The 12,140-nt window shown below is 68.9% G+C and carries 7 protein-coding genes; 6 read left to right on the top strand and 1 reads right to left on the bottom strand.

The annotated features are described in order from the left end of the window. Positions 1–55: 55 nt before the first annotated feature. From tsaD to HNH97_RS03890, 6 genes are all read left to right on the top strand, one after another. Positions 56–1,165 (top strand): tRNA (adenosine(37)-N6)-threonylcarbamoyltransferase complex transferase subunit TsaD, encoded by a 1,110-nt coding sequence (gene tsaD, locus HNH97_RS03915; RefSeq protein WP_171789943.1) that lies wholly within the window; start codon positions 56–58, stop codon positions 1,163–1,165. Between the two features lie 85 nt (positions 1,166–1,250). Further along, positions 1,251–2,267 carry an NAD(P)H-dependent glycerol-3-phosphate dehydrogenase gene (locus HNH97_RS03910; protein ID WP_407716808.1) on the top strand — a complete coding sequence of 339 codons (1,017 nt, stop codon included), beginning with the start codon at positions 1,251–1,253 and terminating at the stop codon, positions 2,265–2,267. 167 nt (positions 2,268–2,434) lie between these two features. After that, positions 2,435–2,920 (top strand): glutathione peroxidase, encoded by a 486-nt coding sequence (locus HNH97_RS03905; protein ID WP_110912757.1) that lies wholly within the window; start codon positions 2,435–2,437, stop codon positions 2,918–2,920. A gap of 36 nt (positions 2,921–2,956) precedes the next feature. Continuing rightward, a complete protein-coding gene (gene murJ / locus HNH97_RS03900) occupies positions 2,957–4,531 on the top strand; it encodes a murein biosynthesis integral membrane protein MurJ (RefSeq protein ID WP_171789941.1) in 1,575 nt (524 codons plus the stop codon). 76 nt (positions 4,532–4,607) lie between these two features. Next, positions 4,608–7,232 carry a DNA mismatch repair protein MutS gene (mutS, locus tag HNH97_RS03895; protein ID WP_171789953.1) on the top strand — a complete coding sequence of 875 codons (2,625 nt, stop codon included), beginning with the start codon at positions 4,608–4,610 and terminating at the stop codon, positions 7,230–7,232. A 60-nt stretch (positions 7,233–7,292) separates the two neighbouring features. Then, positions 7,293–10,190 carry a [protein-PII] uridylyltransferase gene (locus HNH97_RS03890; protein ID WP_407716807.1) on the top strand — a complete coding sequence of 966 codons (2,898 nt, stop codon included), beginning with the start codon at positions 7,293–7,295 and terminating at the stop codon, positions 10,188–10,190. Here the strand turns inward: HNH97_RS03890 and HNH97_RS03885 are convergent. Beyond that, entirely contained in the window at positions 10,180–12,111 is a 1,932-nt protein-coding gene (locus HNH97_RS03885) for a tetratricopeptide repeat protein (RefSeq protein WP_171789940.1), read from the bottom strand. The two genes, HNH97_RS03890 and HNH97_RS03885, sit on opposite strands and share 11 nt — an antisense overlap. Between the last annotated feature and the right edge of the window lie 29 nt (positions 12,112–12,140).

The raw sequence follows: 12,140 nt of genomic DNA, 5'->3' as shown, positions 1-12,140 counted from the left end.
CCCATCGCGATAAAGGAAAGATGACATTCGCCCCGAACGGACGGTATTTTGCACGATGAGCCAGCGCCCAGCCCCCGCACCCGACCTGCCATCACCCGTGCTGGCGATTGAATCTTCTTGCGATGACACGGCCTGCGCCATCGTTTCGGCCGACGGCACCATCATGGCAGAGGCGACATTAACGCAATCCGGACATGTGCCATTCGGCGGGGTCGTGCCCGAAATCGCGGCGCGCGCGCACCTCGGCGCGCTACCCGCGCTGGTGCGCGACGTGCTGGACCGGGCCGGGATGAAACCCGCCGGCATCGGCGCGATTGCCGCAAGCTGTGGCCCCGGCCTGATCGGGGGCCTGATCGTCGGCGCGAACTTCGCCAAGGGACTGGCCCTCGCACTGGGGCGCCCGTTCATTGCCGTCAACCATATCGAGGCCCATGCCCTCACGGCCCGCCTGCCCGGCATCACGCCCGATGGCGCGCCGTTCCCCTACCTCCTGCTGCTGGTGTCGGGCGGGCATTGCCAGTGCATCGCGGTCGAGGGCGTGGGCCGGTACCGCAGGCTGGGGGGCACGATCGACGACGCGGCGGGCGAGGCGTTTGACAAGGTGGCCAAGATGCTCGGCCTTGGCTGGCCCGGCGGCCCGGCGGTCGAGGCCCTCGCACGACATGGCGACCCGTCCGCCTTTGCCCTGCCACGTCCGCTGATGGGGCGGGCAGGATGCGATTTCTCCTTTTCCGGCCTGAAAACGGCGGTGGCGCAGAAACTTGCCCCCTATGACCGCGCGGCCCTGCCGCATGACGTGGCGGCAGGTCTGGCTGCAAGTTTCCAGATGGCGGTCAGCGATATCGTGGCCGACCGAATCGAACATGCGCTGGACATGATGCCCGACGCGCGGGGCCTGGTCGCGGCGGGCGGGGTGGCGGCCAACACGGCCCTGCGCGCGCGCCTGACGGAGATCGCGCGGGCGCGGGGCCTGCCGTTCGCCGCCCCGCCGCTGCGGCTGTGCACGGACAATGCGGTCATGGTGGCCTGGGCCGCGATCGAGACGATGCACGAGGCACGGGCGCATGGCCTGCCCGTTCCCGATGACATCGCCCTGCGCCCGCGCCCGCGCTGGCCCCTGTCGGACATGGCCGCGCGCTTCGCCCCGGCGGGTGCGGCGGACTGACACGACCTTCCCGCCCGGTCGCATGCGGCGTCATCACCGGGCCCGTTCCTCCACGCTTGCATGCCGCGCGCGTTCGGGCGCATGCCTGTGCGGTCACGATACGCCACCACAGGAGCACACGGGCATGAACAGCGCGCATATCGCCGTCATCGGCGCGGGGGCATGGGGCATCGCGCTTGCGATACAGGCGGCGCGGGCGGGCGCGCATGTGCATCTGTGGGCGCGTCGGGCCGAACCGCTGCCGGACACGCGCATCCTGCCCCGCCTGCCCGATGCGCCCCTGCCGGACCGTGTCACCCTGTCCGGCGAAATGCCGGCGCGCGCCGATGCGATCCTCCTTGCCGTGCCGACGCAGCACCTGCGCGGTGTCTGCGCGCGCGTGCCCCCCGTCGCGCCGATGATCGCGTGCTGCAAGGGCGTGGAACTTGCGACCGGCCTGCTGCCGACCGGGATCATGGCGCAGGTCCATCCCGGCGTGACGCATGGCGTGCTGTCCGGCCCGAACTTCGCCCATGAAATCGCCCGTGGCCTGCCCGCCGCCTCCGTGCTGGCCTGCGCCAGCGCGACACAGGCGCGCGCACTTGCCGACCTGCTGACGACGCCGTCCTTTCGCCTGTATGCCAGCGATGACCCCACCGGGGTGCAGGTCGGTGGCGCGGCAAAGAACGTCATCGCCATCGCCGCCGGCGCCACGATCGGCGCGGGCCTTGGTGAAAACGCGCGCGCGGCGCTGATCACCCGCAGCCTCGCCGAACTCGGCCGCCTGTCGCATGCGCTGGGCGGACGGGCGGAAACGCTGTCGGGACTGGCGGGAATCGGGGACCTGATCCTGACCTGCACGGGGGCGGCGTCGCGCAATTCCACGCTGGGCCTCGCGCTGGGGCGGGGCAGGACGCTGGAGCAGGCCCTTGCCCATGGTGGCGGAGTCGTGGAGGGCGTGACCACCGCGCCCGCGCTGCTGGCCCTTGCCCGCGCGCGCGGGGTCTGCGTCCCGATCATCGAGACCGTGGCCCTGCTGCTGGCGGGGGAAATCGACCTGTCGGACGCACGCACGCGCCTGATGAGCCGTCCTGTGGGGCAGGAGTTCGCGGCAATCGCATGACGCATGCCCCCATGTCGGGATCACACGTTACAGGGGTTTTACACAAATCCCCCGTGCAAAGCCTGCCTTCGCGTGGCAGGGGTCTTGACTGCGGGGGGCGAATCTTCGCCTATCCCCCAAGGCCGCTGGCCACGCGGCATCCCTGTTTCCAAGCCCGAGCAATTCCCATGACCTGTGCGTATGACTTCACGTTGCCCGCCCTGAGCGGAGAGCCGATCGACCTTTCTACCCTGCGTGGCAAGCCGATCCTGATTGTCAACACGGCATCGAAATGTGGCTTCACCCCCCAGTACGAGGGATTGCAGGGACTGTGGACGACATGGCGCAGCCATGACCTGATGGTGATTGGCGTGCCGTCGAACGATTTTGGCGCGCAGGAACCCGGCACTGCGCAGGAAATCGGCGCGTTCTGCGAACGCAATTACCACGTCACCTTCCCGCTGGCGGCAAAGTGCCATGTGCGCGGGCCGCAGGCCATCCCGCTGTTCCGCTGGCTGGCGCAGCAGGGCGGCTTCCTCGCGCGGCCACGGTGGAATTTCTACAAATACCTGATCGGGCGCGACGGCACGCTGGTGAACTGGTTTTCGTCCATCACCTCGCCCGAATCCCGTCGCGTCCGCATGGCGGTCGAACGCGCCGTCATGGACCACTGATGCCGCCATCACCGCGCGGCCACGGGTGCGGCGCACGTGCTTAGGGGATTCCTGACGGTTGGCGGCTGGACCATGCTCAGCCGCATCCTCGGGCTTGTGCGCGACCAGTTGCTGGCCGCGCTGATGGGGGTGGGGCCGGTCCAGGACGCCTACCAGATCGCCTTTCGCCTGCCCAACATGTTCCGCCGCCTGTTTGGCGAAGGCGCGCTCAACGCCGCGTTCGTGCCGCTGTTCTCCTCCCTGCTGGCGACGGAGGGGCGCGAACCGGCCCGCCGCTTCGCCAATGAAACGCTGAGCGTGCTGATCGCATGGCTGACGCTGCTGATGGTGCTGGGCGAAATCTTCATGCCCGGCGTGCTGCGCCTGCTTGCCCCCGGATTCGCCCATGACGGGGTGCGCGATACGCTCGCCATATCGCTCAGCCGCATCACCTTCCCCTACCTCGTGCTGATCTGCGGGGCGGCGCTGGTGTCGGGCGTGCTCAACGGCATGCACCATTTCGGCGTGGCGGCGGCGGCGTATGTCAGCTTCAACGTCGTGGGAATCGCGGCCATACTGCTTCTGCCGCCCTATGTCGGCGGGGTCGCGCCCGCCGCCGCATGGGGGGTGACGGCGTCGGGCGTGATCCAGTTCGCCATCCTGCTGTTCGCGCTGCACCGCGCGGGCATGACGCTGCATCCGGTGGTGCCGTGCGTGACGCCGCGCATCCGCCTGCTGCTCGGGCGCATGGCGGTCGGGCTGGTGGGCAGCGGCATCACGCAGATCAACCTGATGATCGACACCATCATCGCCACCCTGCTGCCTGCGGGCAGCGTGTCGCTGATGTATTTCGCCGACCGTGTGAACCAGTTGCCCCTTGGCGTGCTCGGCGCTGCGGCGGGGACGACGCTGCTGCCGGTGCTGACGCGCCACCTTGCGCGGGGGGAACTGGACGACGCCCACGCCATCCATAACCGCGCCATCGAATATGCGCTGGTCCTGACGCTGCCCGCGACACTGGGGCTGATCCTTGTCGCGGACCCGGTGATGATGACGCTGTTCGGGCACGGGTCGTTTTCCGCCCATGACGCGATGATGTCGGCGCAGTCGCTGCGCGCCTATGCGCTGGGGCTGCCGGCGTTCGTGATGGTCAAGGTACTCTCCCCCGGGTTCTTCGCACGGGGCGATACCCGCACCCCGGTCATCATCGGGCTGGGGACGCTTGCGCTCAACCTCGTGCTCAACCTGATGTTCATGCACCCGCTGGCCCATGTCGGCCCGCCACTGGCCAGCAGCCTTGCCGCCATCGTCAACGTGGTCGTGCTGGGCGCGATCCTGCTGCGCAACGGGGCAATGCACCTGACTGAAAACCTGATATCACGCCTGTCGCGCATGACCGCCTGCGCCGCCATCATGGCGGTGGTGGTCATGGCCCTGTGCCAGTGGACACCGGCGGGGCGGATGATGGACATGACCCGCACGGGACGGACGCTGATGCTGGGCGCGGTCATGGTGGTGGCCGCGCTTACCTATGGCACGGGGCTGCACCTGACGGGCATCATGGATGGCTGGCGCATCACCTCCGCCATCGCGCGGCGGCTGGGCCTGCGCGCCACACCACGCGCGGAATGAACGCCCTTCCCTATTTCATGCCGATCGGGATTCTGGGTCTGGAAAATCGGGAATGTCCTCTTTACACATCCATGCCATGACCATCCCCTCCCCCGAAGGCGCCACACCGGCCATGGCGCAATGGTTCGCCCTCAAGGCGGAGCATCCCGAAGCCCTGCTGTTCTTCAGGATGGGCGATTTCTATGAACTGTTCTTCGCCGATGCCGAGGCGGCGGCGGCGGCGCTCGACATCTCGCTGACGGCGCGCGGGACGCATGCGGGCGCGCCGATCGCGATGTGCGGCGTGCCGGTCCATGCCGCCCCCGCCTACCTCGCGCGGCTGATCCGCCGGGGGTTCCGCGTCTCGGTCGCCGAACAGACCGAGGCCCCGCGAAAGGGGCGTGGTGCTGCAAAAGGCCCCCTGCGGCGCGAGGTCGTACGGCTGGTCACGCCGGGCACCCTGACGGAAGACGAACTGCTTGAGGCCGGGCGGCAGAACCTGCTGGCCTGCGTCGTCGCCGAACGCGGCACGGGACGGCTGGGGGTTGCGTGGATCGACATTTCCACCGGCCTGTTCGAAACCGCCAGCGTCCCGGCCGACGGGCTGTTCGACCTGCTGGGCCGCCTTGACCCGGCGGAAATCCTGTGCGCCGACGACATTGCGCTGGGCGATTTCGCCCCCCGCCGCGCGCCCCCCGTCATTCCCGTGAACGCCGAGGCCGCGCGCCGCCGCATGGCCGAGACCTTTGGCGCGGCGAGCCTTGACGCCTTCGGCACCTTCTCCGACGGCGAGGCGATGGCAGGCGCGACCGCCATCGACTACATCCGCCGCAGCCAGGCGGGACAACTGCCGCGCCTGTCACGCCCGCAGCCCCATGACAGCAGCGAGGTCCTTGGCCTCGATCCCGCCACGCGCGCCAGCCTCGACCTGCTGCGCACGCGCGACGGAGAAACCGTGCATACCCTGTTCGCCGCGGTCGATCGGACCGTAAGTGCCGCAGGCAGCCGGCTTCTTGGCGAATGGGTCGCAGCCCCCCTGACCCAGACAGGACGCATCACCGCGCGGCAGGACGCGTGGACGTGGCTGCTGGACAAGCCGCAGGTGCGCCAGTCCCTGCGCGATGCGCTGCGTCCCGCCCCGGACGTGGCGCGCGCGCTGGGCCGCCTGTCGCTGGGCCGGGGGCAGCCACGCGACGCCGCCGCCATCCGCACCGCCCTGTCCACCGCGCGCGAGGTGGCGCGCATCGTGCGCGAAAGCACGGACATCCCCGCCCTTGTCGCCCGCGCCACAGCCCACCTCGACAAGGCAACGGAACTTGAGGCCCTGCTGGCGCGCGCCCTGTCCGACAGCCTGCCCGCGCGGCTGGAGGATGGGGGCGTCATCGCCACCGGATATGACGCCGAACTTGATGGCGAACGCGAACTGCGCGATGGCAGCCGCCGGATCATCGCAGCGCTCCAGCAGGAATATGCCGACGAATTCGGCATCTCCAACCTCAAGATCCGCCACCATGCGCAGCTTGGCTACGTGATCGAGGTGCCGTCCGCCGCCTCCGCACGCATCAAGGGGCGCGAGGACCTGATCCTGCGCCAGGGGACCGCCAGTGCGGCGCGGTTTTCGACCGACCGCCTCGTCAGCCTTGACCAGCGCATCATCGAGGCGGCGGAACGCGCGGCCGCACGCGAACGCGCGCTGTTTGGCGAACTGGTGCAGCGCATCCTCGCCGAACCCGCCCTGCCCGACATCGCCTCGGCGCTTGCGGTGCTCGACATCGTGCAGTCGTGCGCCGAACTGGCCGGGGGCGGGACATGGTGCCGTGCCGCCATCAGCGATGACACCACGTTCGACCTGACCGACTGCCGCCACCCGGTGGTGGAGGCCGCACTGCCGCGTGACGCGCGTTTCACCCCCAATAGCTGCGACCTGTCGCCCGACCGGCGCGTCATGCTGCTGACGGGGCCGAACATGGCGGGCAAGTCCACGTTCCTGCGCCAGACGGCGCTGGCGGTCATCCTGGCGCAGGCGGGGCTGCCGGTCTGTGCGAAGGCGGCGCGCATCGGCATTGTCGATCGCCTGTTCTCCCGCGTGGGGGCGTCGGATGACCTTGCGCGCGGACGCTCCACCTTCATGGTGGAAATGACGGAGACGGCGGCCATCCTCAACCAGGCGGGGCCGCGTTCCCTGGTGGTGGTGGACGAGATCGGGCGCGGGACGGCGACCCTCGACGGGCTGGCGATCGCGTGGGCGGTGCTCGAAGCCATGCATTCGACGCTGCGGTGCCGGGCCATATTCGCAACCCATTTCCACGAACTCTCCGAACTGGCCGAAAGCCTGCCGCGCCTGTCGCCCCACACCATGAGCGTGCGTGAATGGAAGGGCGAGGTGATCTTCCAGCACGAGGTCATCCCCGGCACCGCGCGGCGTAGCTGGGGCGTGCATGTCGCGCGGCTTGCCGGGGTGCCCGAACCCGTGGTGCGCCGCGCGGGACGGCTTCTGGCGGGGCTGGAGAAGGAACGCCATGCCGCGGCCCCCGCCCTGCCTTTGTTCGAGCGGATCGACACGGCAGCCCCCGCGCCGGAGGCGACGCCCGCGCTGCCGGAAAAAGTGATCGAGATGGTCACCACCCTCGATCCCGACGAACTGACCCCGCGCGCTGCGCTCGACGCCCTTTACCGGTTAAAAAAACTCCTACATTCCAGTAAGGAACATCTGGACCCGTAACCGTAAAGACCGGCACACTTGTCCGGCCCATTCGCCCCAAAGGACGCCGATCATACCCCGATGCCGAGCCATGCCCACGCCTCCTCCACCGTCGAGGACATGACCCTTGCCCTGCGCGATGCGCTGGGGCTGAACGCTCCCTATGCCCCGGAACTCCCGCGGGAGGAGGCGATCAGCCTGTTCCGCCGGCATCTTGCGCGGTTCCAGTCCCATGTGCGCGAGGAATTCGAGGCGCACCGGCTTGGCGGCGCGGACGCGGGCAAGCTGCTGGCGGGCTATACCGATGGCATGATCCGCACGCTGTGCGAATTCGCGACCCGCAGCGTACGCGCCGAGTCGCACGCAAAGGGGGAGATCAGCTTCGCCATCACCGCGACGGGCGGGTACGGGCGTGGGCTGCTCGCCCCCTTCAGCGACATCGACCTGCTGTTCCTGACCCCGGACGAACCATCGGACGAGGTGCGCGGCGTCGTTGAATACATCCTGTATTTCCTGTGGGACCTCGGGCTGAAGGTCGGGCATGCGACCCGCACCATCGACGAATGCATCACGGAGGCCGAGGCCGACACCACCGTGCGCACGACGCTGCTCGACGCACGACTGCTGGCGGGGGACGCCGCCCTGTTCGCGATGTTCGAGGCCCGCTACATCGTGGCCTGCGTCACGGCGGGGGCGGCGTGCTTCATCACCGACAAGCGACGCGAACGCGCCGCCCGCCACCACCGTTTCGGCGACAGCCCCTACCTCGTCGAACCCAATGTCAAGGAAGGGCGCGGTGGCCTGCGTGACCTGCAGACGCTGTACTGGATGTGCCGCTACACGTTCGGCACGCGCCACGTCTCCGACCTGCTGGCGCCGGGGTTCAGCGCGCTCGGGCTGCTGACGGAACAGGAGGCCAAGCGCGCGCGCCGGTCATGGGATTTCCTGTGGCGCGTGCGTTTCCACCTGCACTACGTCTCCGGCCGGGCGGAGGAACGCCTGACCTTCGACGTGCAGCCTGTCGTCGGCGGGCGCATGGGCTATACCCGCCATGGCCGGCAGGTTGGCGTAGAACGCTTCATGCGCCACTACTTCCTGACGGTGCGCGAGGTCATGCGCCTCACACTGGTGCTGGAACCCGCCGTGCTGCGCCAGGCGCTTGGCCCCATCGCCAACGCGCCGCAGGCGGATGCGCAGATGCGCGATGCGGGATTCACCGTGATGGACGGGCGCATCCTGCCCGAACGCGGCACCTCGTTCGAACATGAACCGATCCAGATGATGCGCCTGCTGGCATGGGCGAAGAAGCGCAAGCTGCCGATCCATCCGCTGGCGATGCAGCAGTTGATCCGCTGGGAACGCCATGCCGCCACCCTGCGCGGCAATGCGGAGGCGTCTTCCATCTTCCTCGACCTGATGTGTGGCGCCCCGCCCGAACGTGCCCGCCATGGCGCCGCCGGCACGCCGCCCGCCGCCGTGCAGGGCGATGACGCGCCGAGTTTCCACCAGATGGACGAAGGGCGCCGCAAGGGGAACGCCTACTGGCTGCATATCCTCAACGAAACCGGCCTGATGGGGCGCCTGCTGCCCGACTGGTCGCGGGTCGTGGGGCAGATGCAGTTCGACACCTACCATGTCTTCACGGTGGACGAGCACATCATCGACGCGCTGCGCATCCTGGAGCGGGTGGAGCACGGGTCGATGGCGGACGAGATCCCGCTGGCCTATGAACTGGCGCGCAACCTGCATTCACGCCGGGCGCTGTATGTCGCGGTCCTTTTGCATGACATCGCGAAGGGACGCGGCGGGGACCATTCGGAAATCGGGTCGGAAATCGCGCTGCATGTCTGTCCCGAACTGGGCATGGACAGCGAGGAGACCGAGACCGTGTCGTGGCTGGTGCTGCATCACCTGCTGCTCAGCCACACGGCGTTCCAGCGCGACATCGACGATCCCAAGACGATCCTCGACCTTGCCGACATCATCCAGTCGCCCGAACGCCTGCGCCTTCTGCTGCTGCTGACGATCGTGGACATGCGCGCGGTCGGCCCGCGCGTGTGGAACGCGTGGAAGGCGACGCTGCTCAACGAACTGTACATGCGCGTGGCCGAAGTGCTGGAGGGCAGCATGGCGACGACGGAACGCGATGTCCGCGTCGCGCGCGCCAAGGCGGCGACGGCGCAGTGGCTGGCCGAAGATGGCCTGCCCGAAGGTGACATCGCGCATTTCATGGGACTGGGCTATGGCAGTTACTGGCTGTCGTTCGACCGCGACACCCACCGCCGCCATATCCAGCTCATTACCGAATCCGAGGCCCGGCAGTCCCCGCTGACGGTCGAATCCCAGCCGATTCCGGCGCGGGGCGTGACAGAGGTCACGATCTATGCCGCCGACCATCCGGGCCTGTTTTCGCGCATCGCAGGCGCGGTCGCCATCGCGGGGGCGTCCATTGTCGATGCGCGCATCCACACCATGACCAACGGCATGGCGCTCGACACGTTATGGGTGCAGGACGCCGATGGCGCGGCGTTCGAGGAACCGCAGCAACTGGCCCGCCTGTCGATGCTGGTGGAGCAGGCGCTGTCGGGGCAGCTTAACATCAACAGGGAAATCGCGACCTGCGGGCGGCGCGGCAGCGGACGGCGCATGCGCGCCATCCATGTGCCGCCGCGCGTCGTGATCGACAACCGCGCGTCCAATGCCTGCACGGTGGTCGAAATCAACGGGCGCGACCGCCCCGGCCTGCTGCATGACATCACCGCGACCATCAGCGACCAGAAACTGCAGATCGCATCGGCCCACATCACGACCTATGGCGTGCGGGCGGTTGACGTCTTCTACGTCAAGGACCTGTTCGGCCTGAAGATCACGGACAAGGCCCGGCTGGAAACCATCCGCCAGACGCTGCTTGCCGGCCTTCAGAAGGCGGAGGCCGATGCAACCCGCATGACCTCCGCACTCGACACCGTCACGATCTGACGTCGCGCCGCGCGTCGCGCCACTGGTGCAGTGCGTGGCGGACCTGTTCCATCACCCCGTCCCACGCATGAGGCGGGGGCGCGGCCTGCGTGGGCCGGAACTGCCGCAGGTGCGGATACCAGCAACTGCCGCGCTGTCCCCATGACGACGCCGCCCCGCCATCAAGTGCGGCGGACCAGCGCCAGTCCCCCCCATGACGGTTGAGCAGCCAGACCGGCCGTCCCATCGCCCCCGCCAGATGCGCCACCATCGTATCGACGCAGATCACCAGATCCAGCGTGGCGATAACGCACGCCGTATCCATCACATCGCCCAGTGAGGGTGTTTCCATCGGAAACGGCAGGTCCGCATCCCCCGCCCCATGCTGGAGGCTGACGAAGGTCACGCCCTCCACCGTCCCCAGCATCGCCATCCGTTTCGCCCCGATCGAGCGGAGACGGTCGAAGCGGTAGCGTTCATTCCCAGACCAGCACACTCCCACCCGGACATCCTGCGTCGCGCGTGACGCCACCACCGGGCCGAGATACGCCCCCACCGGACGGGGGTGCGCGTCCGCCCCCAGCAGGTGCGGCAGGCTGAACAGGTCGCACCGCGCCACAACCCCGCGTGGATATTCGTCATTCGGGGCGATAATTTCCATGCGGCGGGCCACCGATACCCCCGTGCGGTCACGCAGGCTGCCCGCCAGTCGATGCAGCGCGGGCGGCAGCACCAGCACCACGCGCCGCCTGCGCGCCAGCATCGGGACATAACGCAGGAACTGGATCGTATCGCCCATCCCCTGCATGGCCTGCACGACGATCCGGTCCCCCGTCGTGCCCGCGCCATCGGCCAGCATCGCGCGGGTGCAACGGGGCAGGACGGGATAATGCGTCGTGTCGGGCGGCAGCAGCGCGTGCCGTGCCTCCCACAATTCCCAGCCTTCGGCCATGCGCCCCTGCCCCAGCAGGAGCGTGCCGAGGTTGAAGCGCGCCTGTGCGCGGGTCTGCGCATCAGTGCGCGTATCCTCCATCACCGCGTGGCACAGGGCGGCGGCGGGCGCGTCCTCCCCCTGCTCCGCCAGCACGGTGGCGAGGTTCGCGGCGATGCGCCCGTCGCCCGGCCGCAGGTCGCAGGCCTGTTCCAGCGCCCGCCGCGCACGCGCCACATCGCCCAGCGCCATGAAGGTCAGGCCCAGATTGTTCCATGCCTCCGCATTCGCCCCGGCCTCCACACAGCGGCGCAGCCATGGCAGGGCGGCGGCGTATTCACGCTGCGCGAACAGGACGGCGCCAAGGTTGCCCGCCGCCACCGCGTCATCGGGCAGGTGAAGCAGCCATGCCTCCAGGCTGGCGCGCGCCTCGCCCACCTCGCCACAGCCAAGCAGCATCTCCACCAGTTCATGGAACAGGAGCCTGTCCTGCGCCGGGGCAAGGTGAAAGGCCCTGCGCATCCATGACAGGGCATCGGGGCGGCGGTTCCGGCGCCACAGGAAGCGCGCCATGTCCGCGCGCGGACGCCATGCATCGACACCGCCACAGGCGATCGCCTGCGCCAGCGCGGTCTCCGCCGTGGCGAAATCGTGCGATTCCTCGGCAATGCGGGCCTGCGCCGCGCGCGCCGCCAGATCACGCGGGGCCTTCAGGATGGCGACATTCACCGCCGCGCGGGCCTGCACCACATGGCCGCGCGCCATCAGCGCCTGCGCCAGTGTCACGTAATAATGGGCCGCGCCCTCGATCTCGATCGCACGGCCGGCAAGCCCGATGGCAAGGTCGTCGCGCCCGCAGGCGCGCACGACGCACGCCATCCCGTGCAGCGCCCCGGCATGGCTGCCGTCACGGCGCAGGACCGCGCGGAAATGCCCGCCCGCCGCCTGCGCCTGTCCCTGCGCCAGCAGGCGCAGGCCCTGTTCGATCATGTCGCCTGCCTTTTGCGGCATGGGTGAACCCGTCCCTGCTTGCGTGTTGC

The organism is Gluconacetobacter entanii (assembly GCF_013155425.1).
In the GTDB taxonomy this organism is placed as follows: domain Bacteria; phylum Pseudomonadota; class Alphaproteobacteria; order Acetobacterales; family Acetobacteraceae; genus Novacetimonas; species Novacetimonas entanii.
The sequence above is the reverse complement of the archived record's forward strand: the minus strand, read 5'-3'. Positions and strand labels throughout refer to the sequence as shown.

Excerpts from the sequence above, each read along its gene's own strand:
- tsaD (WP_171789943.1), top strand. The coding sequence starts at position 56 with ATGAGCCAGCGCCCAGCCCCCGCACCCGACCTGCCATCACCCGTGCTG.
- HNH97_RS03905 (WP_110912757.1), top strand. The coding sequence starts at position 2,435 with ATGACCTGTGCGTATGACTTCACGTTGCCCGCCCTGAGCGGAGAGCCG.
- mutS (WP_171789953.1), top strand. The coding sequence starts at position 4,608 with ATGACCATCCCCTCCCCCGAAGGCGCCACACCGGCCATGGCGCAATGG.
- HNH97_RS03890 (WP_407716807.1), top strand. The coding sequence starts at position 7,293 with ATGCCGAGCCATGCCCACGCCTCCTCCACCGTCGAGGACATGACCCTT.
- HNH97_RS03885 (WP_171789940.1), bottom strand. The coding sequence starts at position 12,111 with ATGCCGCAAAAGGCAGGCGACATGATCGAACAGGGCCTGCGCCTGCTG.